Origin of the sequence: Gracilimonas sp., assembly GCF_017641085.1 — a bacterium.
Classification (GTDB): Bacteria; Bacteroidota; Rhodothermia; order Balneolales; family Balneolaceae; genus Gracilimonas.
Genome location: NZ_JAEPPI010000002.1, coordinates 617,715 through 641,357 on the forward strand (window position 1 = coordinate 617,715; position 23,643 = coordinate 641,357).

18 protein-coding genes are annotated in these 23,643 nt (G+C 44.9%); 10 read left to right on the forward strand and 8 right to left on the reverse strand.

All coding sequences use genetic code 11. From position 1 onward, the window contains the following. Window positions 1–36 precede the first annotated feature (36 nt). Window positions 37–567: a LicD family protein gene (locus JJ941_RS09765; RefSeq protein WP_290964443.1), complete on the forward strand. Its 531-nt coding sequence runs from the start codon at window positions 37–39 to the stop codon at window positions 565–567. 36 nt (window positions 568–603) lie between these two features. Here JJ941_RS09765 and JJ941_RS09770 read toward each other — a convergent pair whose 3' ends face one another. Then, window positions 604–1,332: a phosphocholine cytidylyltransferase family protein gene (locus JJ941_RS09770; protein WP_290964446.1), complete on the reverse strand. Its 729-nt coding sequence runs from the start codon at window positions 1,330–1,332 to the stop codon at window positions 604–606. Between the two features lies 1 nt (window position 1,333). Beyond that, on the reverse strand, window positions 1,334–2,476 hold the full coding sequence (locus JJ941_RS09775; protein ID WP_290964449.1) for a glycosyltransferase family 4 protein: 1,143 nt from the start codon (window positions 2,474–2,476) through the stop codon (window positions 1,334–1,336). Window positions 2,477–2,498: 22 nt separating this feature from the next. Between JJ941_RS09775 and JJ941_RS09780 the strand changes: the two genes are divergently transcribed. Beyond that, a complete protein-coding gene (locus tag JJ941_RS09780) occupies window positions 2,499–3,491 on the forward strand; it encodes a phosphatidylserine/phosphatidylglycerophosphate/cardiolipin synthase family protein (protein ID WP_290964451.1) in 993 nt (330 codons plus the stop codon). A gap of 6 nt (window positions 3,492–3,497) precedes the next feature. Further along, complete coding sequence (locus JJ941_RS09785) at window positions 3,498–4,448, forward strand: CDP-alcohol phosphatidyltransferase family protein (protein WP_290964453.1); 951 nt, start codon at window positions 3,498–3,500, stop codon at window positions 4,446–4,448. Here JJ941_RS09785 and JJ941_RS09790 read toward each other — a convergent pair. From JJ941_RS09790 to aepX, 4 genes are read right to left on the reverse strand one after another with little or no spacing between them, the layout of a single operon-like run. Then, on the reverse strand, window positions 4,408–6,819 hold the full coding sequence (locus JJ941_RS09790) for a hypothetical protein (RefSeq protein WP_290964457.1): 2,412 nt from the start codon (window positions 6,817–6,819) through the stop codon (window positions 4,408–4,410). The genes JJ941_RS09785 and JJ941_RS09790 overlap by 41 nt on opposite strands. Further along, window positions 6,816–7,904: a 2-aminoethylphosphonate aminotransferase gene (locus JJ941_RS09795; protein ID WP_290964462.1), complete on the reverse strand. Its 1,089-nt coding sequence runs from the start codon at window positions 7,902–7,904 to the stop codon at window positions 6,816–6,818. The genes JJ941_RS09790 and JJ941_RS09795 overlap by 4 nt, the downstream gene beginning before the upstream one ends. Before the next feature lie 3 nt (window positions 7,905–7,907). Then, window positions 7,908–9,032, reverse strand: a complete 1,125-nt coding sequence (gene aepY, locus JJ941_RS09800) for a phosphonopyruvate decarboxylase (protein WP_290964465.1) — start codon at window positions 9,030–9,032, stop codon at window positions 7,908–7,910. 5 nt (window positions 9,033–9,037) lie between these two features. After that, entirely contained in the window at window positions 9,038–10,330 is a 1,293-nt protein-coding gene (gene aepX / locus JJ941_RS09805) for a phosphoenolpyruvate mutase (protein WP_290964468.1), read from the reverse strand. Between the two features lie 191 nt (window positions 10,331–10,521). Between aepX and JJ941_RS09810 the strand changes: the two genes are divergently transcribed. After that, on the forward strand, window positions 10,522–11,292 hold the full coding sequence (locus JJ941_RS09810) for a hypothetical protein (protein WP_290964471.1): 771 nt from the start codon (window positions 10,522–10,524) through the stop codon (window positions 11,290–11,292). Here JJ941_RS09810 and JJ941_RS09815 read toward each other — a convergent pair. Next, the gene (locus JJ941_RS09815) at window positions 11,274–13,682 is read right to left on the reverse strand and encodes an ABC transporter permease (protein WP_290964474.1); all 2,409 of its coding nucleotides are present in this window, start codon (window positions 13,680–13,682) and stop codon (window positions 11,274–11,276) included. The two genes, JJ941_RS09810 and JJ941_RS09815, sit on opposite strands and share 19 nt — an antisense overlap. A 147-nt stretch (window positions 13,683–13,829) precedes the next feature. On the opposite strand from JJ941_RS09815, the gene JJ941_RS09820 reads away from it, so the two are divergent. The 5 genes from JJ941_RS09820 to JJ941_RS09840 all read left to right on the forward strand — a co-directional run bounded on the left by JJ941_RS09820 (window position 13,830) and on the right by JJ941_RS09840 (window position 19,172). Further along, window positions 13,830–15,191 carry an amidohydrolase family protein gene (locus tag JJ941_RS09820; RefSeq protein ID WP_290964479.1) on the forward strand — a complete coding sequence of 454 codons (1,362 nt, stop codon included), beginning with the start codon at window positions 13,830–13,832 and terminating at the stop codon, window positions 15,189–15,191. A 172-nt stretch (window positions 15,192–15,363) separates the two neighbouring features. Next, entirely contained in the window at window positions 15,364–16,674 is a 1,311-nt protein-coding gene (locus tag JJ941_RS09825) for an amidohydrolase family protein (RefSeq protein ID WP_290964481.1), read from the forward strand. Next, window positions 16,671–17,870, forward strand: coding sequence for an amidohydrolase family protein (locus JJ941_RS09830; RefSeq protein ID WP_290964483.1), 1,200 nt, complete (start codon window positions 16,671–16,673; stop codon window positions 17,868–17,870). The genes JJ941_RS09825 and JJ941_RS09830 overlap by 4 nt, the downstream gene beginning before the upstream one ends. A gap of 213 nt (window positions 17,871–18,083) precedes the next feature. After that, a complete protein-coding gene (locus JJ941_RS09835; RefSeq protein WP_290964485.1) occupies window positions 18,084–18,554 on the forward strand; it encodes an SgcJ/EcaC family oxidoreductase in 471 nt (156 codons plus the stop codon). 111 nt (window positions 18,555–18,665) lie between these two features. Next, complete coding sequence (locus JJ941_RS09840; RefSeq protein WP_290964488.1) at window positions 18,666–19,172, forward strand: YdeI/OmpD-associated family protein; 507 nt, start codon at window positions 18,666–18,668, stop codon at window positions 19,170–19,172. Between the two features lie 81 nt (window positions 19,173–19,253). On the opposite strand, the gene JJ941_RS09845 is transcribed toward JJ941_RS09840, so the two are convergent. Then, window positions 19,254–21,848, reverse strand: a complete 2,595-nt coding sequence (locus tag JJ941_RS09845) for a M14 family metallopeptidase (RefSeq protein WP_290964491.1) — start codon at window positions 21,846–21,848, stop codon at window positions 19,254–19,256. A gap of 466 nt (window positions 21,849–22,314) precedes the next feature. On the opposite strand from JJ941_RS09845, the gene JJ941_RS09850 reads away from it, so the two are divergent. Continuing rightward, window positions 22,315–23,568 (forward strand): Nramp family divalent metal transporter, encoded by a 1,254-nt coding sequence (locus JJ941_RS09850; RefSeq protein ID WP_290964494.1) that lies wholly within the window; start codon window positions 22,315–22,317, stop codon window positions 23,566–23,568. Window positions 23,569–23,643: the final 75 nt, after the last annotated feature.

The window sequence follows — 23,643 nt, forward strand, 5'->3', positions numbered from 1 at the left end:
CTGCAGGAATATACTCAAAGATTAGTTCATACGAGAATGAATAACGGAGACTTAAGGCAACAAATACTTTGGGAACTGTTCGAGTCTTCCAACCGGTTTTTGCAGGATATAAAGGTAGATTATTGGGTTGATTTCGGCACTTTGCTGGGCTTTTACAGGGAGAATGATATCATTGCCCACGATATCGATATCGATTATGGTTGCCATGAAAAACACTATCCCTATATTTTGAATAATCTGGATAAGCTGCCTGCGGAACTTACTATGCATGATACCTCTAACCGGCATAACGGCCCCAAACTGTATATGAGTTATAAAGGCTTTGATGCTGATATCTATTTTTACAGAGAGGAAGAAGGTCAATTATTTAGTACGGAAGAAACGGACTGGGAAAACTATAATTCTCCAAGCCCGAAGGACTTGGTTTTTCCAACCAAAGACTTCGAGATTCGGGGGCTGCAAACACGCATACCTGACAAGACAGAAGCGTATCTGAAAACCATTTATGGATGTTTGGATAAGGATGCTGTTAGAAATCCTGAAACAGGCTACTGGGAAAAGCCTTAGGGTTAGTTGAACCCCTGCAGAACAGCAACCTGAAAATCATTGTATGATTTTGGGCAACACATCAGTCAGAGCAAACTCAAGGTGATCTTCATTATCTATTTCACACCAGTTCAGTTCCCGGAAATGGGCAATATTAATAGGCTCCTGTTCTGATGAGTACTGTGCCAATAACACTTCGTAATCCTCACTGTAATCGATGTTAATCTGTTCACAGAATGTGGTAAATCGTTTCATAAACCCAGCCGAAAATGCCCATATTCCTGTCATTGCTCCTTCCGGATCCACTATTTTCTCAGCATTTTTTGTGAGCTTGGTCAGCCGGCCCGCTTTGGAACTGAAATATACATTGTCGTCCAGGTTCAGGGGAGCAGAGGTGAGGATTAGGTTTTGATTGTCATCTGTCGGGGTGAACCGTTCAAAAATGGTGGGGTCATACAAAATATCGGCTTCCAATAAATAGAATGGCTTATCCATCAGCGACTCAAACATCAGCAACGTATAAATGCTTGCCCGGGTATCATAAAATGGATTCTCAACGATCGCTACTTCACTATACTTTTTCTCCAGGTAGTTGAATTCTGGCAGCAAATGACCACAACCGATCAGAATTCTTTGAATCCCCGCGCCTCTCAATGCTTGTATGGAGTACTCAATGAGGGGTTGTTCTTTTAACGGGGTTAAAGGCTTCGGGATTTCGTCCCCGGTTACGCTTCTCAGCCTTGTGCCTTTACCTGCAGCCAGTATAATTGCTGTTTTTATCTCCATTTCACTGTGAATAAATGTGTTCAATTTGTTGGGCAATCAGTTTCCAGTCGTGTTTAGAAGCTATTTCCAATCCTTTTTTTATGAGAATGCTTTGCTCTTCGGCAGACATCTTCAGGTGCTGTTTTGCCAACTCGAAAAGGGCCTCAGTGTCTCCGGGTGTAGGAAAGTTTTCTTCTCCGTACTTCCTTCCAATGTTAAGGTACCCTTCATTTCCATACCCGATCACCCGTACACCAAGTGCCATCGCTTCCAGCAGTACAATTCCGAAGCTTTCCCCATACAATGCAGGAGCAATCATGAGGTCTGATTCCGATAACAGCCTGTTCTTCTCATTATCATTCACGCCATTATGAAAAGATACTCTTTTCAGCCCATGCTCATTTACAAAATTCTTCATCTCCGATAGCTGAGGACCACTCCCTACTAAAGTGAGTGAAATTTTTTGATTTAGCGATTCACTTTGTAATCTCCGGTAGATTTCCAGCAACTCAAAGACACCCTTTCTGTTTTCAAAACGACCTATAAAAATGATCCTGAACTCATCGTCAGGGGTTGATTTCTTTTCCATATTTTGGCCGGCTTCAGCATCAATCCCGTTGGGCAGAATTCTAAAGTTTTGGGGAAGGTTCTCTGGGTCAGCACCCATGGCTTTTGTCTGAGTTTCGGATACAGAAATGATTTCATCCATTTTGGGGAGGTAGTATTTGGCCCCTACTTTCATCAGGTTTGCACCGATATGTTTCCCCAGCCCACGATCAGGTGGGGTATCATGAAAGGTGCCGACTTTCTTTATCGAATCCGGTAACATCCAAAGCAGCTGGGTTTGCATCACCGGGTTCCAGATGGTGTGAAAGTGGATGACATCCGGCTCAAATTCATCAAAAAATTGGCGGAGCTGGCTTTTTTCATTCGGTTTCAGCACCGATACATCAATGGAGGTTCCCCACCAGGGAATACGCGTACTGCTTGTTATATGCTTTACCTCGCAGTCTGCCTCTCTTTCTGAGTTGGGATTGGCTGGCCGTGGCGCAAGAATCACCACCTTGTTATTTTTCCTCACTAATTCGTTACTTAATTGCGTAACATGGGTCTGAACCCCTCCGGGAATCGATAAATCGTAAGGGCACACCTGAATGATATTCATATTAAAACCGCGTCGATAGTATATGTGTATAAATTACGCTGCCAGTGAAATCCGTGTTTTTATGGATAGCGATCATTTTTTTGAGCAGCTAACCGCTGATGTTCAAAATGCCAGGCATTCAGTTTCCATCCAATGCATGAGTTTTGAGGCCGATCAGGTTGGTACCAAACTTATTGAATTGCTCGGCAGCAAGCCAACCCTCGAACGAACTTTGTTAATTGACGATTATTCGCGGTTTGTTGTGAATGATACATTTCTGAATGCCCCTCAGGGGTGGTTGAATAAAAACAACGCCCGCAAAGAGCGGCAGGCTTTAGACGGATTATTGGAGCAGGCAAGACAGTCCGGAATTCGGGTAAAATTCACCAATCCCATGGGTTTTTTGATGTACCGATACCCGGCTCGTAATCATAAAAAAATGGTACTGGTCGATGAGGAGATATCCTACCTGGGTGGGATGAATTTTACGGAACATAATTTTGAGTGGAGTGATGCCATGGTTCGCCATACCAACCCTGATATCGCAGCTGCGCTCAAGGCATCATTTCAGGCAGACCTGAATGAGACAACGCCCCCACCAATTACCGAAATTAACCCGAAGACAGTGCTCTACCTGTTAAACGGGTGGAAGACAAAGGAAGCTTATACAAATTTATTGGAGCGCGTTACTTCCAGTCGTAAGGTGGTTGCGCTCTCACCCTATATCTCTTACCCCATGCTGGATGCGATTGCCTCTGTTCCTGATAATCAGGTGATCCTTCCGAAGGCGAATAACAAACCACTAATGCATTATATACATAACCTTAAGCGGTATTCTGAAATTAATTTTAAATACGTATCAGGGAAAATGGTTCATGCAAAAATGCTTATTTTAGATGACGAAGTAGCTGTGTACGGGTCTTCAAATTTTGATGTCATCAGTTACTTTTTTGAAAAGGAAGTGGTAATGGTGAATAAAAATCCTGAACTGATAAAACAGCTAACTTCATTTACCTCACAGTTAATAAATAAATAACCATAGATGTCTTCGAAGGGTTTTTTCAGCGAGTACGACAAGTCGATTAAGAATAGAATTGTTGAGGAAGGTTATGATCTTTATTTTAGTCGCCCCTGTGGGTATGTGCTTGCCAAATTTTTTCATAAGCTAAAATTTACTCCCACCAATATTTCTGTTTTGGGGATGCTGATCGGAGTAACCGGTGGGATTTTACTGTATTGGCAGGATGTTCTGTTGTACACTTCCATCGGGTTTGTGCTGGTTACATTTGCAGGATTAATGGACAGTGCAGACGGACAAGCGGCCCGCATTTATGATCAGCGATCGGAAATGGGGAAGTACCTCGATTTCTTTAATGATATGCTGGTTTTTATCAGTTGCTACCTGTTCGGGTTGCTCTATTTTACGGATACATACACCCTTGCCGGTATATTAGCTTTAGGGCTTGTTTCTGGCTATGTACACAGTATCAAATCGAACTTGTATGAATATTATAAAGGGGAGTTCCTTCACTTTAGCCTGACAGATTCCAAACACCGGAATCCGCCCGTTGATCACATTAAAGAGAATTTTGACAGAACATCTTCTCTGCTTAGAAAGGTTACCTATCCCGTCTTGATTGATTATGTGAAGCGACAAAACAAGATCAAATTCAGAAGCGATGAAACAACCCGAATCTTTGAAGAAGCGAGGGAGCAGGATCCTCAAAAATTCAAAGAAATCTACGAGCGCAATAGTCGAAAAATGCTGGCAGGATGGGCCTGGGTGTGTGGTTCTAATGTAATGCGGAATGGTATCCTGGTATCCAGTCTGTTTGGGCGCATCGACATCTATGTAATCGCGAATATCGCCTCATACGGGCTATATCTTTTAGTTGGGAAGAAGCAAAATCAGGTAGATCGGCGAATTCTGAAAGAGATTGAAGACTGGGATCTTACTTCTTTAGAACGTACGTCTGCAGCAGAAGTGCAGTAAAATAAGTGGCCAGTAACGTGGTGGTAATCCCCGCTATGGCAAGTATGCCTACCGATTCCATCCCGGGATGATCTATAAACATGAGTCCTATAAAACCTAAGATGGTCGTCACTGAGCAGGCTGCTAATACGGGAAAACGCTCCGACAGAAAATAGGACAAGAACCCTGAATTATTTTTGATCCAGGAATCTACCAGGTGAATTCCATTATCAGCGCCCACCCCGATGATGATGGGGAAAACGATGACGTTGTACAGGTTGATATCGAAAGGAAAAACAGACCGGATGGTGAGCAGCATACCAATGGTAATCAATAGTGGGGCGGCAGCCATCAAAGCCTGTAATAACGAACGGTAGTAAACCAAAAGGATTCCGAAAATGGTAAGAAGGGGAGCCACGAAAAGAAAGGTGGATTCGCGGATCAACAACTCTAAAATGCTGGATGCAATAATAGAAGTACTGGCGGCATAAAATGTTTTCCCGGAATCAATACTGATAGAGCCGGAGCTTTTTCTAAACTGAATGGAAGTTTCTCCGTTCGACAAACTCATGGCAGGGTAGATAATCACAAGAGGGGCAATGGAGCCATCCTTAAAAAAGAATCGGTTTTTTATATAATTGGGAAGGGTCTCAATGGTGGGGGGAACCGTTTTCTCTACGATCTGCATCACTTCTTTTTCTTCGGAATCAAGATTTGCGAGAAACTCTTCATTATTCGTTAATAGCTGCTGAATGCCCTCCACTTTACGGGATTTCATGCTTAACTCTTGATCACTTACCGGGTAGCGGGTTGAGAAGGATTCCACTCGTTCAATATCTTTGTATTCATTCCCAATGCCTTCACTGATTTCAAAGAACAAGTCTTTAGATTGCTGAATGTTATCGGTGATAAAGTAGGAGGGCTCATGGTAACCACCTCCTTCTTCGGTCTCTGAGTTTAATGAATCGAAGGCGGAAGGGCCGGAATCGGGCTCCAGATCAGAAAAATTAAAGTTGAAACTAAGCGACTGTGCCCCGAAAAAAGCCCCAATGGAAATTACAGTCAGCACCAAAGGAAGTGCCAAAGAACGGGTTCGCCTGCTGAGTCCGGGCAAAGACCCATCCAATAAGCTCACCGACTCCTGATTGCCGGCCGTGCGTTTTGAAACAGAAGGAGAAAAGAGCAAAAACAGGTAGGTAGAAAAGAGGTTCACCAAAATATTGATAAAAAATATGATGCCGAATTGGATGAACCCGTTGAACTCTGCAAAAATCAGACTCATAATTGCGAGTCCGGTTGTCAGGCAGCTTAAAAGAATGGGGCGGGTTGAAAAGAGGTAAGTCGATAACAACCTGCGAATGGAGGTGAGACTCGGTGGATGCTGCTTATTCGCTGAATACAGGTGCAGAATATAGTCCAGGTTAATGCCGAACAGAATGCTGAAAATAATGCCCGTAAATACATTGATTTCATTAAACAAGAATGAAGACAGGCCAATGGAAATGATGAAACCGGAGAACAACACAAAAAACATCAGTCCGAGGTCCATCAAAATATACCGGGCTTTATATGCCGATTTTCGGTTTATAAGTATCATGTATGCCACAAGAAAGCCGATGAGGCTGAGGATGCCAATGATAAGCGCTTTGGTGATGGAAGCCTGAATGTCATTAATTTTGTGGTAGTGATCTACGTAGGAGCCGCCCCAAAACAGATCCAATCCGTTGTAATTCTGCTGGATCTCAGATTTCTTTTGCAGCAGCAGCTGATAGGTTTGCTCTACATTTGTGTAATCACTTTTTGGAAAGTCCGGCAAAAACAGCATGCTTATGACTGAGCTGTCCTCATTAATTTTGTAGCGGCGGGTATTGGCTACTTCCTCAAGTAAAACTGAAGAAAGAGCCCCTAATTCTAAATTGGACTCTTCTTCAGCCCCATCTTCCTCAAAATCCACGTACAGAGGATTGGCCTCCAGCTTCTTTTGGGTAACGTACTCATCCACCTCTTGATAAAGCCGGTCCAGCTCATCTTCCGTCATTAAAAATAAAGCCGATTCCCGGATATCGTATAAGTCATTCTCTAATTCAGCTCCCCGGAAAATCCGTTTTCCATTAGCTGTAAGCTTCAATAGGTTATCGCGAATAGCATGGGCGGGCTCAATTACCGATTCGCCATTATTCGAGTGAATGATGAGTGAAAAGCCACCCTCGGTTGAATTGAGCTGCTCGAGCTTTTTGTAGGTGGAAAGGTGGTTATTGTCATCGGGAAGCAGGGCAATCAGTTCGCCGTTGAACTGAAGGTTCAATGCCCTGTACGACAGGAACCCAAAGGATAGAAGGTAACCGATAACAAGAACGAACAGTATGTTTCGCGTCTTCGCTGAACTCATCATTTTTTGAGGTATGATCGAATCTCAGCAATTACATACTTCAGATCCTCTTCGTATAAATCTCCAATTACCGCCATGCGAAAGGTGTCCGTTTCCGGTATAACGCCCGGATAAACGGTGATGTTTCTTTCGTACAATGCATCATGAAAATGATCAAAACCCTCCGGCAGAATCCCGGTACGTTTTACAGCGATCAGAATTTTTGATTGCTGCTCATCAGGAAGGTAAAATTCGAATCCGATCTGCTTTAACCCATCGTATAAAATCTGCCAATTCCGTTGATAGCGCTCCCATCGCTTTCCCGGTGTTTCTTTCAGCGTTTCTTCAATGGCTTGTTTAAAGGCATAACAGACCTGAACCGGAGGTGTAAAGCGCAGTTGATTGTTCTCCTTCAGATACTTCCACTGTTTGTATAAGTCAAAATAGAAGCTTCCGGAGCTTTTCTTGAGAGATTGTTTCTGTTCTTTGTTGAAAATCACGAACGAAAGTCCTGCTACCCCATGAATGCATTTATTGGAGGAAGCCGCGAGGTAATCAATGTTCAGCTTTTTCAGGTCCATTGGATAGGCCCCGTATGAACTCATGGCATCCACGATCAGGGTGATATCCAGTTCGTCGCAAAGTTCACAGAATTCTTCCAGTGGATTCATCATGCCGGTAGAAGTTTCGTGATGGATAACAGCCAGGTGCGTAAAGTCGCCTTCTTGTAATCGTTGTCGGATAGCTTTTACGTCAGGATAATCGCCAAACTCATGAATGGTTTCATGAGGCAGCTGATAAGATTCACAAATCTGCCTCATTCGGATGCCATACGCACCATTGGTAACAATGAGCACTTTTTTTGAAGCATCAAGGGCGGAAGTCAATATGGCTTCAACAGCCCCTGTTCCGCTGGCTGCAAATAGACAGGCTTCGTAATCATCCTGCCCATTACCGATTGCCAACAGGCCATCCACAATTTCATTCATGATCGCCCCGAATTCTCCCTCACGGGGACAGATGTCATTCACCACCAGAGCTTCCTTTGTATTTTGGGAGGTGGTTCCGGGGCCGGGGTTTAGTAAAATTTTTCGTTCAAGATCCTGCATGTGTCAATCCTCTGAAAGAAATTGCATGAAATTTTTCTTGTTTTCTGTGGGCGAAAGCGTGGGGCGGCCTAAATCTGACCGGGCTCCGGTTTTAGTCATGATCTCCAACAAAACGGGTCCTTCAGCATTCACAAACTCATCAAACTTGTTGTTCAAAGAAGAGAGGTCGCTTACCCGAAAGCTTTGTTTGTATCCGCAGCCTTCTGCAACCTTTCCAAAGTCTATATGAAATCCCGCAGTGGGCTGTCCACCAACCGACTCATGTGCTCCATTATTGATCAGAATATGATAGTAGTTAGAAGGCTGTTGCTCCCCGATAATCGCAAGGGCTCCCATGTGCATGATCATGGCTCCGTCACCGTCAATGCAAAATACCCGCCGGTTGTTTTTTTCCAAAGCGATACCCAGCGCTATCTGGGATGCGTGCCCCATACTGCCTACCGTAAGGAAATCGCGGTGGTGTCCGAGCCCGTGTTTTTTCCTCAGTTCAAAAAGCTCCCGCGAAGTTTTTCCGGTGGTTGATACAATAATGTCCTTCTCCCCAAACTTCTGAACGAGCTGCTCGAGCGCTTCTTCCCGTTTCAATGAATATGAATGGGTATTGGAGTCGCCCTGAAATGCATGCTTCTCAAAAGTATCAGGGGGAACCAGAAGCACATATGGAGAGGATTTCTTCCTCATGGTATCAAAAGCTGTGCCAAGCTGTTTCTCTACCTGCTGTTCATCGCTGCTTAAAATTGTGTAGGGCAGATCGAGAGCTTTCAGTTGCTCTTCCTGCGTTCTCCCGGGTTTGAGGTGCTGGGGTTCATCATTGGTTCCCGGCTTCCCTCTCCAGCCAACCATAATCAAAGCGGGGATGGAGTAAACCTCCTCGTCGGTTAGTGAAGTAAGCGGATTTACAATATTGCCAAAGCCTGAATTCTGGAGGTAAATCAGCGGAATTTTTCCTGTTGCAAGATGATAACCGGAGGCAATCGCTAATGCCCCGCCTTCGTTGGCAGCAATTAAGGTATTACCCTTATCAAAAGCGTAGGAGCCAAAGTGCTTTAGCAGGGAATCGGGGACGCCCAGCATAAACTCGACGTCCTGTTTTTCCAGCTGTTCATATAAAAAAGCGGGTTTTAGCATAGGTATCAGTTTGGAAGGATATCCAGAATTTCTTTGATCGACATACAGTATTCGTCTGCTTCAAGTGAGCGTTTGTGAGTAAGAATAGATTCAGCCGTTTTCTTCATCGCCGGGAAGGCACTCCGCAGCAGGTGGTTGGCATAAATCACAATGTTAAATCCGGCATCAATCAGCTCCTGCTCGGTAAACTGGTTATAGGAAGAGGGCACCGAAATGGCGGGTACTTTATAATCAAACTTCTGATACTCCTTCATGAACTCGAAGATCTCTTCGCCGTCTTTTTTACGGCTGTGAATCATGATTCCATCGGTACCAGCCTCAATGTAAGCCTTCGCGCGTTTCAGGGCTTCATCCATCCCTGCATTGGCAATCAGGCTCTCGATACGGGAAATAATCATGAAGTCAGAAGTTACCTGAGCTTTCTTGGCGTTGGAAATTTTCTCACAGAATACATCAATATCTTCCAGCTCCTGCTTCACTTCAGTTCCGAATAACGAGTTTCTTTTCAAGCCGGATTTATCTTCAATAATGACGGCAGAAACTCCCAGTCGCTCCATGTTCTTTACCATCAGCTCGAAGTGTTCAATGGGTCCACCGGTGTCCCCATCCAGAATGATGGGTTTAGTGGTTACATCGAGAATATCGCTGATGGTTTGAATTCGGGATGTCCGGTCCACGTATTCCGTATCTGGTTTCCCCTTTGCGGTAGAGTCGGTGAGGCTGCTAACCCAGATGGCATCAAACTCTCTGAGTTCACCCTCGGCTTCTACTTTGGTTTCTTCGACAATAAGGCTTGAGATGCCGTTGTGAGCTTCCATTACCCGTACGATAGGCTTCGCCGACAAAAGACGTCGCAGCATTTTTCTGCGGATATCGGGGGTGGTGCCAATTTCACGTAAGGCCTCCCGAAGCCCGGATGATGATATCCCCTCGGTATAATCCGGCTCAACCAGCTTGCCTCCCCACTCGTCCAGTATGCTAATAACTTTCTGGCGGACGTGTTTTTGGGGACCTACTTTCCAATCAGTTCCATGAACCACATAATCAGGCTTTAGCTTTCGCAGGTTTTCCTCATAGTCCAGTGTTTTTTGGAGAACAACTTTGCTGACGCCTTTAATATTTTCCAGAATACGTTTTCGTTCTTCATACTCCAGGAAAGGAATGCGGCTGAATTTGGTAACTGCCTCGTCCGACAATAAACCTACGGTCACTTCCCCTAACTCTCTTGCCTTTTCAATAATATTTATGTGGCCGTGATGGATAATATCTGTACCCATCCCTACATATACTTGCTTCATTTACAGCTGATTTGGTATTTAAAATTCGATCAAGCCAAAATAAGGCAAGAATGAGTCAAATCGCAGTCCCTTTTGGAATAATATCAGGATAATTTAAGGGCAGAAAAGTCCCCGGGTTTTTAAAGATTCGGGAATTATTCCATTTCTGTTATTTTTAAAGGATTAATTAACCGAATTCAAAACAGGGAGACATGCAGTCAGACTCAGGACAGCCATCGATTGAAGTATTTGATATCACCATCATGGAGCCGATGGTTACCTTCACCGATCTTTGGATTACCTCGGTGTGCGTGTATGCATTCTACAAACTGGTGAAGCTGGATAAAAAAGGGAAAGTTCACCAGTACATTCGGTGGTACTTCCTGATTATGGCTATTGCTACTTTTCTTGGGGGGATTCTGGGGCATGCTTTTCAATATGCGGTGGGATTATCGTGGAAGCTTCCGGGCTGGCTGATAAGCATGCTGGCGGTGATGGCCATTGAGCGGGCCTCCATTATGCATGCTCAGCCCGTGATTAATGATAAATTCGGCAAGTTTCTGGAGGTTGCAAACGTAGTGGAGTTGCTCACATTTGCGGTGATCACCTTTACCACCTTAAACTTCTTTTTCATACAGGTGCATTCGGCTTATGGTTTGGGACTCGTGGTGCTCCCGCTTCATTTTCTGGTGTACTGGCGTACCCGTAATGAAGGCAGCCGTATATTCTTCCTCACTGTTATTTTTGCCACGCTGGCCGCTTTCTTTTATACCAGCGAAATCGGTATTCATAAATGGTTCAATCATTTGGATGTAGCCCATACCGTGATGGCGATCAGCATGTATTGTTTCTACCGCGGTGCATTGAAGTTGGAGATCCTCAAACCGGAAGACATCAAGGAAGATAAAGGCACGTTTTGGGACGCGTTAAAAGATGGTTTTAAAGGGAGCCAAAAAGTGAAAGGTCATTCCGACCTTAAATAATCTGTTGGGTTAACCATTGCTGCTTTAAGGGAATGATAGCTGGTAACTAATACAGACAGTATTAAAATCGCCAATACTCCGAATACATATGGGGCCACTCCAGGTTCCACTTTGTATGCAAAATTACCTAACCACTCTGTTAAAAAGATCCAGGAAACGGGAATAGCGAAAACAGAAGCCAACAGAATGAGGAGGAGTAATTCTTTCCAAATCAATTGGATAATTTCAAAATAACTGGCTCCCAACACCTTTCGTACTGCAATTTCGCTTGATTTCTGCTTTGCGGTAAAACTGGTAAGTCCCAGTAATCCCAAACAAGAAATAAGTATGGCTAAAAAAGAGAAAGCAAAAATTACTTGTCTGAGCTTAGACTGAGAAGTGTAGTTTTGGCTAAGTTTGTCCTCTAAAAAGAAATAATTAAAGTCGTGACCCGGGGCAAACTTATTCCAGATCTTTTCCAGTCCATCAATAGTCTCTGCATTAAATTGGGCGTTTAATTTTAAAGATATAAAGCTGAATGCCTCTGGCAGCAGTATTAAAGCGATGGGTTCAATCTGTTCGGTGAAAGGGCGAAAATGAAAATCTTCTGTTACTCCCTGCACGAATCCATCAGTACCAAAAACAGTTATTATTCTTTCTAAGGCTAAATCAGGACGGCCGGATTCAATTTGTAGAAGGCGCAGGCTGCTTCTATTTATTATAATGTTAAATAATGAATCCGAACGTAGGTCCGGGGAAAAAGGCGTTCCTGCAATAAGTTCTATTCCGTAGGTATCAAAGAAATTATATCCAACAAAATATGTACCAATGTTAGAGATTAATTCTTCTCCATTATCAAGCCTGATTGTTGCTTGTGTACGGTTAGTTTGCTCACCGGGATAGCGGTCAGAAACGGTGGCCTTTACAACATCCGGATGATTGAGAAGTTCTTGTTCAAAGCTTTCAACCTGAGAGCCCAATGCATCTTCAGAAATGGCAACAACCATCATATCACTTTTAGTGAAGCCGGTTTCACCATATAACAAGAAATTTGTTTGCTGGTAAATGACAAGGGAACTTATGATCAGAAACAAGGAAATAAAGAGCTGAAAACCCGTAAGTATTTTCCTGACCAGGCTTCCGCTTATTCCTTTAGGTTGAGACGCTTTAAGTATATTGGCGGGTTGAAAGTTAGAAAGAACAAAAGCAGGGTACAGACCTGAAAGTATTCCGATTAACAGACCCCCGGAAATAAAGGCGAGTAAGAATTCGGCTGACCACAAAAAAGAGGGGGCTATTGTTTTACCTGAAAAGCTGTTTGTTGAGGGTAGCAGAAGCACAGTTAAGACATAAACAGCTAACAGTGATGACAAAATAATGCCCACTGATTCACCAATAAATTGTCCGAATAGCTGCGACTTATCCGCTCCCAGGGTTTTGTGAATACCTATTTCCTTATATCGTTTTATAGAGCGGGCTGTTGACAGAGTAATATAATTTACACAAGCTATTAATAAGACAAATAAGCCCGCTACAGAAAAAAAGAAAAGCAACCGTTTATCAGAAGTAGGGCCTATTTCATATCTGCGGTCTGAATTCAAATACAACTGAGATAAAGGAACGAGGGAGCCGGAGTATTCTATACCAGTTACCGATACTTCATTATCTATATATCGATTGATTAAGAAAGGGAGTTGTTGCTCGAGTTCATCGGCAAAGCTTGGATCAGCTAACTGGAGATAGGTATAATAAATGCTGGTATACCAATCAGTGCCGTCATCCCAGCCGCTTAATTCATAATGAACATTCATCGAAGTAAGTGCATCAAACTGAATGTGAGAATTGCGCGGCAGATTTTTGAAAACTCCTGTAACCGTTAGTTCATTTGTTAAATCAGGTAACTCAAGCCGTTTTCCTATGGGGCTCTCTTTCCCAAAAATTCTTTGGGCTATTTCTTCTGATAAAACAATACTTGAAGGATTGCTTAGTACCTGACTCTGACTCCCCATTATTAGGTCAAAACTGAAGATTTCAAAAACACCGGGATCGGTGCTGAATGACTTTAAATTGCCAAAACTATTGTTTCTAAAGGTTATGTTAAGTCTGGCCGGGGTGAACCGGACCATTTTTTCAACCTGTGGAAAGTCGTTAATTAAAGCAGGTCCGAGTGGTCCCGGAGTGGGTGCCAGATACGTTGTTTCGGAAGGAGTTTTAATATTCCAACCCAGGCGATAGATTTTGTCTTTGTTTTCGTGGAAGCGGTCAAAAGAATACTCGTCATACACAAAAATAAAAATCAATGTTGTACAAGTCAGGCCAATAATTAACCCCAAAACATTGATAACGGTAATACCCCAAAATTTTCGAATATTACGTATGGCCAGTTTTAAAAAAAGTGGTTTAAAAACCATGGTTTTATGGTTTAGCGTATGCACCCTTAAGACTATTATAAGCAAATAATGGCTAATACGTTTTAGTATCTAAATAAAGATAAAATCAGTTGGTTTATATCCATACATTCTATTTAATTAAGGCATCCTGTAATTCATAAACTGATTATGAAAAAAATACTGCCTCTCCTGTGCCTGCCTTTATTTGTTTTTGCCGTTTATTTCGATGCCGGTCAACCCATTAGCCCGCAATCCCATCACGCTCCCTATGCTTTTACCAATGTTCATGTTATTTCAATGGAATCTGAAGGGGTGTGGGAGAATTATACTGTTATTACCGAGGAAGACCGAATTGTAAAGCTTGGACCAGCCGATGAAGTGAAAATTCCCGGTGATGCTCATGTGATTGATTCTGAAGGGAAATACCTGATGCCCGGTTTGGCTGAAATGCACGGTCATGTTCCGCCAACCGATCCGGGGCCAACGGCTCCATCTTATTTTAATGATAAATATGTAGAACATACGCTCTTCCTGTATGTGTCGGCCGGTATAACAACCGTTCGCGGAATGCTGGGTTATCCCAATCAGCTTAAGCTGAAAGACAAAGTGAATAACGGCGAGCTGATAGGCCCGAATTTATATCTGGCCGGACCCAGTTTTAACGGCAATACCGTTTCATCCCCGGCTCAAGCCAGAGAAAGAGTAAAGCAGCAAAAAGAAGAAAGGTGGGATCTGTTAAAAGTTCACCCCGGATTAACCCGGCCGGAATACGATGCGATGGCCGAAACTGCGAATGAGATCGGGATTCATTTTGGAGGACATGTGCCGCAAGAGGTGGGTATTGTTCACGCCATAGAAATGGGTCAGCTTACCATGGATCATATTGACGGATACGTAGCCTACCTGAATGCTTTTGAGGAGCAGGAACGGGATCAGCGAATGGCAGATATTATTCAGATGACGAAAGAAGCTGGTGTCTGGATAGTGCCGACACAGGCGCTTTGGGAAACCATCATCGGGGCGGCAGATTACGAAGCCATGAAGCAGTATGATGAGCTGAAATATATCCCGGATGCCGTGAAGCAGAACTACTTCAATTTTGCAGAGAATCCGGGAAGCAGCTATTCAACCGGAAACCCGGAGGCACAAGCTGAACTGCGCAGAAAGCTGCTGGAGGAAATGAACGAAGCGGACGTAAAAATCCTGATGGGTACAGACGCACCGCAGTTATTCAGCGTGCCGGGCTTTTCCATCCATCGCGAACTTCCGCTCATGCAGGAAGCCAATATGACCAACTATGAAATCATAGAAACCGGAACCAAAAATGTGGGAGAGTATTTCGCTGAATGGGATGATTTTGGAGTCGTAGCTGAAGGTCAAAGAGCAGACTTGATCTTACTCAATGAAAATCCACTGCAGGATTTATCGGCTATTAAAAATCACTCCGGCGTCATGGTTCAGGGCAAATGGTATTCCCGGGAGATGATCGATAAAAAGCTGGTTGAGATCGAAGAGTATTACGCGAATTAATTAGAAATAACCTTTCCAGAGTTATTAAAGCCTGTCAGCTGAAGCCTGTATCCGGTTTAACTCTGGAAAGGTTAAATACCAAATATTCATTTCTTTTTACGAACACCCGCTTTACTCCCACCTCTTTTTTTATAAATTGAGCTCTTCAATTTTAACTAACTACTTTTCTACTATGAAGCCTATCCAAAGCCTTTTGCTCGCTTTGGTTTGTGCTCTTTTGTTTGGTGTGAATGGATATTCTCAATCTACGCCACAGGCATTTAAGGGAGCTCAAATCATACCTATCTCCGGCGAGCCAATTAATAACGGAGTTCTTGTTGTTGAAGATGGAAAAATAACGGCCGTTGGTGGTCCAAACACCCGGATTCCCCGCGGAGCTGATGTCCATGATATGACGGGTAAGGTAATTATGCCCGGACTTGTTGACACCCATTCCCATATCGGTGAAGGTGATGGAGGCGACCGGTCGTCAGCCCTGCATCCGGATGTCCGCATTATGGATGCTATTGATCCGCGCAGTGATACGTTCCGCAAAGCAAGAGCCGGAGGAATAACCTCGGTAAACATCATGCCGGGTTCAGGTCATTTGATGAGTGGTCAAACGGTATATCTGAAACTCCGTGAAGCCAACACTATCGAGGATATGCTGATTTACCTGGATGAGGATAAAACCATTTATGGCGGACTGAAGATGGCCAACGGAACCAATCCTTTGGGAGGAAGTGGATTTCCGGGAACACGCGCCAAGTCTGCGGCTATGGTAAGAGCTTTGTTTGTGAAGGCACAGGAATACCAGGCTAAAATAGAGGCCGCCGATGGTGATGAAAGCAAGATGCCTCCCCGTGATATTGGGATGGAAACCCTGGTGCAGGTGCTGGAAGGAAAGCGTACGGTACACAATCATACCCACCGGCACGATGATATTCTAACGGCTATCCGTTTATCTGAAGAGTTTGGATATGATCTGGTGCTTCAGCATGTGAGTGAAGCCTGGAAAGTAGCAGATGAAATTGCCGAAGCCGGGGTTCCTGCGTCCATTATTACACTTGATTCATTTGGCGGGAAACTGGAAGCTGCCGAAATCAAGAATGCCAATGGAAAGTATCTGGAAGATGCCGGAGTTTTGGTGGGGCTGCATACCGATGATGGGATTACTGATTCACGTCTGTTTCTGCGATCAGCCGCACTGGCGGTACGCGAAGGCATGAGCCGGAAAGCTGCGCTTGAATCTGTAACGATTGCCAACGCCATTATGATGGACATTGACGATCGCACCGGAACACTTGAAAAAGGAAAAGATGCGGATTTCATCATCCTCTCCGGAGACCCGTTCAGCGTGTACACGCATGTAGAACAAACCTGGATTGAAGGTTCCAAAGTCTGGGATCGATCCGATGTAGAAGACCGAAAATACGCGACCGGCGGATATGAAATTTTCCGCGGCGAAGTTCACACGCATCATGAAATGGGAGGTTCAAAATGAGATTATTCAGAAAACTATTATTGATACCGGCACTGCTTTTGGTATTCAGTATTAACACGGCTGAGGCACAAATAGCCGTTAAAGGTGAAACGGTATATACCATGGCCGGAGATCCGATTCCCAATGGTGTGGTATTGATCAAAGATGGAAAGATTGAGCGCGTTGGTTCTGCATCCAGCGTAAATATTCCATCCGGTTATGAAGTGCATGAAGCCAAAGTGGTAACTCCGGGCCTGATTGATGCTCACTCCGTAGTCGGTTTAGCAGGACACCTGAATCAGGATCACGACCAGGACCAGCTGGAAACATCCAGCGCCATTCAACCCGAACTCAGAGCTATTGATGCTTATAATGCTCGGGAGGCTTTGGTAGGCCATTTACGGGACCTTGGAATTACAACGGTTCATACCGGACACGGACCCGGCGCATTAATCAGCGGACAGACGATGATTGTGAAAACGGCAGGCGAGACTGTAGAAGAGTCAACGGTAGTCCCGGCAAAAATGCTGGCCTTCACGCTTGGCAATAACATGAGTCGTGCCATCACCAAGCCCGGAACACGATCCAAAGGCGTGGCTATGCTCCGTCAGGAACTTGTAAAAGCTCAGGATTACCTTGAGAAGCGCAATGGCGATGAAAACTATTCCATTGATTTAGGTATGGAAGCGCTGGCTGATTTGCTGGAAGGTAAACTTACCGCACTGGTTACGGTTCATAAAGCCAACGACATCATGACGGCAGTTCGGTTACAGGAAGAGTTCGGATTCCCTATGGTACTGGATGGCGCAGCTGAAGCTTATCTGATCATTGACGAATTGAAAGAGGCCGGACATCCCGTAATCGTTCACCCAACGATGATCCGCACTTACGGCGATAGCAAAAATGCCACGTTTGAAACAGCGGCTAAATTGTATGAAGCCGGAATCCCGATTGCTTTCCAAAGCGGGTATGAAGGCTATGTGCCCAAAACCCGGGTGGTACTGTTTGAAGCCGGAGTTGCAGCGGCAAACGGTTTGGGTATGGAAAATGCTCTCAAAGTGCTGACGATTGATGCAGCCGAACTGTTGGGCATTGATAATCGGGTGGGCTCACTCGAAGCTGGCAAAGATGCCGATGTTGTGATGTTTGACGGTGATCCGCTGGAATACATTACCAATGTAACCGGTGTGATTATTGATGGCGTGAAAGTGAAGTAAAACTGCTGAAATCGACAGTTGGTAACGACGCAGAGCGTCATTACCAGAGATTGGAGGATAACAAAACGGCCTCGCTACGATCGCTCTGCGTCGTAGCGAATGGCTCAGCGTTTATATAGTCGTCATTCTGAACCTGCCGGCTGAGGCTGGCCGGATTCAGAATCTGAAAAAGACTTTTGGTTTGAGAACAGATAAGAACCTCAACTTAATCACATGTCAAAGACTTATAAAAAAGCCTCAACCCCGGAGCAAATACCAGTTCTTTTTACAGAAGCCTGGATGCAGCGGGATGCGGATATGCTGGCTTCATTATTTGCCGAGGATGCGGAATTCGTAAATGTAGTCGGACTCTGGTGGCATAACCGGGATGATATCCGGGAAGCACATGATTATGGATTTGATAAGATATTCGGAGACTCGGAATTGGTGCTTCGGAAAACAACCGTGAAATACCTGTCTGATGATATTGCCGTAGTTCACGCCCGTATGCGGCTCAAAGATCAAACCGCAACAGGAGAAACAAAAGCGCCTTCACTACGCCAAAATATATTCAGCTTCGTGGTTCAGAAATTGGAAGAATCCTGGATATGTGTATCGGCACACAACACCGATATTGTCCCCGGCGCTGAAACAAATATTATTGATGAAAAGGGTAACTTTAAACCTGTGAACTACCGGAAGTAAGAAAACAAACAGTCATTCCGCACTTGATGCGGAATCTCCTTGAAATATTTGGGATATTGAATAATGTGATCGCGGATCAGGTCCGCGATGACAATAGATAAATAGAAATCAATGAAACCCATCACCTTCAAATCTCACATTGATTACCTGCCAAAGCTGAAGCTTACTCATATCACGGTGCCTTCTGAAATCGTGGATAAAGCCGGAGGCATTGGAACACGGCTGATGGTTTCCATTAACGGAGAAAAAGCTTTTCATGGTGGAATGGTAGCTCTGGGTGGTGGAGATGCTTACATCACCGTTAATAAAAAGCGGATGAAAAAGTTTGGGGTGAATAAAGGAGAAGAAGTTGAAGTAACCATAGAACTTGATCACAGCAAATATGGGATGGAAATGCCGGAAGAGTTAGAGGCACTGCTGGAACAGGACAGGGAAGGAGAGCGACGATTTGAGATGCTGGCTCCAAGCAAACAGCGATATATCATTCACTATGTATCTCAGGTAAAAAGCAGCCAAAAGAAAATTGACCGGGCCATCATGTTGATTAATAATCTGAAAGCTCTACCCGAAGATGAATTTGATATGCGAAAATTAATGGGCCTTCCGCCCAGGGAATAGAACATCGAACAAGGAACACCGAACTTTGAAGCATTTATGTTAAAAGTTCGGTGTTGTTTGTTCCTTGTTGGGTGTTAAACATTAATTAGTCGTACTCCCGCTGATGGTATGACCGAAGAAAACGGCATTGGCAAACAACTTATTGGTGCCATACCAGAAGGCACGGAAGTTGGGGTTGTCAGCCATGGCAATCACTCGTCCTCCGCCTAACCGACTCACAACAATAGCTGCAGAGCCTTTGGCATTTTCAAGATTCTCATCATTGCTGTACCCGCTGGCTAACGGGTTATCCGTGTAATAAAGCGGAGTGGAATACGGATTTTCTCCTTTCTTCATAAAAGTGGTGGTACTACGGAATACAGTGATTTCGTCATCATTATATCCGTAGCCAAGAGGATGGGTCAGGTCGAGTTTGGCGTTAAAGATTGAGCCACCGATATATTCAGCTCCTGAATCCGGGCCTTGTTTTACATACGGCCGTACTTCAACTTCTTCTTCCTCGCCTTCTTCATCTTCCTTGTCTTCATCGTCAATAAATTCGATGTTGGCGAAGCCCTGAGATTCTGCCCAATCAAGTGCATTTCTGTAAGCGATTAACGTTCCACCTTCTTGAACCCATTCTTTCAGGTTTTCTGCGGCGCGGTCGTTCATTCCGTAGCCGCTGGAAACAATCACATTGTATCGATCGAGATCGGCTCCGTCAAGCTCTTCATATTCAAGAATGGTAACCGGCATATGGTACCGCTGGTCGAATAGGTGCCATACTTCACCAACTTCATACGAGCTGGTTCCCGATCCGCCAATAACGGCCACTTTAGGGTCCTGAAGGTTTTCGAAATTATTACTTCCAAGATCCATACCTGCCGGAGTTAAACCTGTGGTGAGGTTGTACACGGTAATGCCATCTTCCTTAGTAATGGTCTGAATAAGCTCATGTACTTTTTCGGGATCATCCTGAACGCCCATAGGAACCAAAATGGTGCCATAATCAAAGTCTTTTGCCCCGTTTTCGGTAATGGATTTGAAAGTACGGGAGGCCACCTTAGCTCTCACTCCATTAGCCAGCAGTCGGTACAGTGCCCGTGGTGCATAATATTCATCCCACTCAAAAGCATAGGCATAATTAGCTTTGCCACCATTCAAGGATCCGGTCAGGTTTAAGTCGTCCAGAGAAAAGGCGTCGCCCAGCATATTTTTGTTGTAGCCCCGGTTCAGCTCCGAAAACGGCAGGTTGAATGCATAGGGCATGGTCCAGGCAGAAACATCATAAAAAAGGCTGTCGGTGAATTCGGTTCGTCGCTCAAAAAGCGCGGTAATCAGCTTATACTGCTTTTGGTTGGTAGGTACGATGTACGCTTTTCCGGCTTTGAAGTCGTTATAGTCTCTTGCCAGTTCGTACACCTCAACCTGATTTCGCTTCAGCATCTCAGCAAGGTGCTTGGTTCGGGCTTGATCAGCTTCTTCTCCAAATACGTATGCTTTGATGGATGCATCATCCGCTTCTTCAGCGGCTTCCTGATAAAACTCGCGGGTGTTGGCCAGCAGTTCTTCTCTCAGGCTTTGCGCCGCTTCCAGTGTGGAAAGAGAGGTCGTAAACTGGTTGCGGATGGTGAACGGAAACTCAAGAATTCCGTGAATGCTTTCCTGTGCATGCCCGCGTGAACTGGCCTGCTCAAACAGAATGCCGATAGAGCCATTTACATCAGGGTAGGTTGAGCCTTTTCCATAGTAAAAGTCATCGAAGCTTTCCTTGGAATAATAGAGCGACTGGATTTCATCCAGCGCATCGGCGTGATATTCAGCGATCGCTCCGGTCAGGTCCTGGTTTCGCTGCGGGGTGATAGGGTGCGTTCGCGAAGGAATACCGGGCTGGAAAAAGTAGGTGGCATTGGTTCCCATCTCGTGGTGATCGGTCAGAATCTGTGGTACCCATTCGTGGAACTTGGCTACACGACCTTTGCTTTCGGGATGCTGCATCAACAACCAGTCGCGGTTCAGGTCAAACCAGTAGTGATTGGTTCGTCCGCCCGGCCAGTTTTCGTCAAACTCCCGGCTTTGCGGGTCGGTTACCAATACATTTTTACTCTTGTGGATATTCGCCCAGTGAGCAAATCGGCTTAATCCATCCGGGTTGATGCTCGGGTCAATCAGAATCACAGTGTTATTAAGCATCTCATTAATCTCAGAACCCTGAGCAGCAGCCAGGTGATAAACGACAGCTAAAGAAGCGTTAGACCCGCTTGGCTCATTTCCATGTACGCTGTAGCTCATGGTTACCACAACCGGCATTTCGTCAAGGTTCAGCTCATCAGATACAGAAGCGTCGGTTAGCTTTACATGCTCTTCTTTAATTTGGTCGATATTGCGCTGGTTTTGGGGTGAGGTGATGGTAAGCATCAATAGCGGCCGGTTTTCGTAAGTCCGGGCATACTCGGTGATGGTAACTCGATTGGAGGCTTCGGCAACCGCATACATGTACTTCACCAGCTGATCGTGGCGCACGTGCCACTCACCCAGCTCAGCTCCCAGAACTTCTTTAGGGGTGGGAATTTCAGAATTATAGGTAACGCCGTCCGGCAGGTAATAATCAAGGGTGACGGGTTCAGGGTTTAGAACCTGGGCGTGGGTCATCATCCCGAATAGCAAAGAGAAAAGAGCAGTAAAGAGAGCTTTCATAGTTAGTTTGATTTATACTGGTTGATACTTCAATAACGCGTTGAATGGTACCAGTTCAAAATGAAAAAAGTTTTTAAAAGTTCCGGGGCGTATATCGACTCGCTGAGCGATAAGATTTTGCCACGAAAGCGCTAAAGCACAAAGTTGTAATGAAAAGAGGATAATCCTTCATTCCATTTCGTGGCGTAAAGACTATACTGCCGGAGAGAAGATAAACGGGGTGATGGATAGGCTCGACCTAAAGGTGCCTGCCCCCGTATCTATTTCATCACCCGGCTCTCGCTTTATTTAGCAAGTCTTTCTTAATTAGGCAGAGCCGAATGATGAGCACACAATTCGCCCATCAAAAAGAATAGCGATGAACCAAGCGACCGAATGATCGATTTGTGATTGTAGGCTTTCTCAGTTCACGCACAAACTATTTTTTCATTATCATCCGCCCGAATGGAAAGCAACAGAACGGGAAATGGATTCGGATAAAGTTACATCTACCTTTAAGTACGCATTCGGGCCGGGACTGATTCTGGCTGCGGCCGCCATCGGGGTTTCGCATTTGGTGCAATCTACACGTGCCGGTGCGGATTATGGATTCACCCTGGTCTGGGCGGTCATCATTGCCAGCCTGATGAAGTATCCCTTCCTGGAATACGGCCCACGCTATGCCACAGCCACCGGAGAAAGCCTGATTGCCGGCTACAAAAAACTGGGCAGCTGGGCGCTGTGGATCTACATCATTTTCACTATTGGGACAATGTTCGCTATCCAGGCTGCAGTCACCATCGTTACGGCAAGCCTGGCGGTAGAGTTAACCGGAATCGAGCTGTCGCTACTGGTGTGGAGCATCATTATTTTACTGATTTGCATTGGTGTTTTATTTCGTGGTCAGTATTCAGCTCTCGATTCCCTGATTAAAGTAGTGATGGTAGTTCTTTCACTTTCAACCTTGGCTGCCTTTTTGGTTGCGTTGTTTGATGCCTCTCCTGCCGAACTACCCGCCGCGCCGTCTATATGGGACGTAGCCGGAGTCACCTTCCTGATTGCCCTGATGGGATGGATGCCCATTCCCATTGATGCAGCGGCCTGGCATTCGCTGTGGAGCCTGGAGCGACAAAAGCAGACCCAACATAAATCGAGCCTGAAAGAAAGTCTGCTGGATTTCAATATCGGATATGTGGGAGCATCTGTTCTGGCGCTGATCTTTTTGTCGCTCGGAGCGTTGGTGATGTTTGGTTCGGGTGTAAGTTTTTCATCCTCAGGTGCCGGTTTTGCCCAACAGCTCATCGACCTGTACACGCAGACGCTGGGCAGCTGGGCTCATTGGATTATCATCATATGTGCGTTTACAACCATGTTCAGCACCACTCTTACGGTGACGGATTCTTACCCCCGGGTAACCCGCGAAATTATCCGGGTGATGAAGAGCGAGGTTAACGAGTCGGGACTTTTCTCTTATAAGGGGCTGCTGTTTCTGATCTCAACGATATCCATGTTGGTTCTTTGGCTAACGGGTAGTCAGTTTACCTACATTATAGACCTGGCCACCTCTCTTTCCTTTCTGACAGCACCGGCGCTGGCTTATATTAACTACAGGCTCATCATGTCGCGGTTCACGCCCGAAGACCATCACCCTAAAACATGGCTTAGAGTATTAAGCTGGCTGGGTATGATATTCCTTTCCGCATTTGCACTGCTGTTTTTCTACTGGAGGTTTGTGGGATAGGCTGAGAAATAATTTATTAATTGCTCATTCGGATTTGGTAAATTAATAAGGATTATATCCCAAGTAATAAAACGA

Bases quoted from the DNA above. Each gene is read 5' to 3' on its own strand.
- JJ941_RS09830 (WP_290964483.1), top strand. From the start codon at position 16,671: ATGAGATTATTCAGAAAACTATTATTGATACCGGCACTGCTTTTGGTA.
- JJ941_RS09810 (WP_290964471.1), top strand. From the start codon at position 10,522: ATGCAGTCAGACTCAGGACAGCCATCGATTGAAGTATTTGATATCACC.
- JJ941_RS09850 (WP_290964494.1), top strand. From the start codon at position 22,315: ATGGATTCGGATAAAGTTACATCTACCTTTAAGTACGCATTCGGGCCG.
- JJ941_RS09770 (WP_290964446.1), bottom strand. From the start codon at position 1,332: ATGGAGATAAAAACAGCAATTATACTGGCTGCAGGTAAAGGCACAAGG.
- JJ941_RS09765 (WP_290964443.1), top strand. From the start codon at position 37: ATGAATAACGGAGACTTAAGGCAACAAATACTTTGGGAACTGTTCGAG.
- JJ941_RS09785 (WP_290964453.1), top strand. From the start codon at position 3,498: ATGTCTTCGAAGGGTTTTTTCAGCGAGTACGACAAGTCGATTAAGAAT.
- JJ941_RS09815 (WP_290964474.1), bottom strand. From the start codon at position 13,682: ATGGTTTTTAAACCACTTTTTTTAAAACTGGCCATACGTAATATTCGA.
- JJ941_RS09775 (WP_290964449.1), bottom strand. From the start codon at position 2,476: ATGAATATCATTCAGGTGTGCCCTTACGATTTATCGATTCCCGGAGGG.
- JJ941_RS09825 (WP_290964481.1), top strand. From the start codon at position 15,364: ATGAAGCCTATCCAAAGCCTTTTGCTCGCTTTGGTTTGTGCTCTTTTG.
- JJ941_RS09835 (WP_290964485.1), top strand. From the start codon at position 18,084: ATGTCAAAGACTTATAAAAAAGCCTCAACCCCGGAGCAAATACCAGTT.
- JJ941_RS09845 (WP_290964491.1), bottom strand. From the start codon at position 21,848: ATGAAAGCTCTCTTTACTGCTCTTTTCTCTTTGCTATTCGGGATGATG.
- JJ941_RS09840 (WP_290964488.1), top strand. From the start codon at position 18,666: ATGAAACCCATCACCTTCAAATCTCACATTGATTACCTGCCAAAGCTG.
- JJ941_RS09780 (WP_290964451.1), top strand. From the start codon at position 2,499: ATGTGTATAAATTACGCTGCCAGTGAAATCCGTGTTTTTATGGATAGC.
- aepY (WP_290964465.1), bottom strand. From the start codon at position 9,032: ATGCTAAAACCCGCTTTTTTATATGAACAGCTGGAAAAACAGGACGTC.
- JJ941_RS09795 (WP_290964462.1), bottom strand. From the start codon at position 7,904: ATGCAGGATCTTGAACGAAAAATTTTACTAAACCCCGGCCCCGGAACC.
- aepX (WP_290964468.1), bottom strand. From the start codon at position 10,330: ATGAAGCAAGTATATGTAGGGATGGGTACAGATATTATCCATCACGGC.
- JJ941_RS09790 (WP_290964457.1), bottom strand. From the start codon at position 6,819: ATGATGAGTTCAGCGAAGACGCGAAACATACTGTTCGTTCTTGTTATC.
- JJ941_RS09820 (WP_290964479.1), top strand. From the start codon at position 13,830: ATGAAAAAAATACTGCCTCTCCTGTGCCTGCCTTTATTTGTTTTTGCC.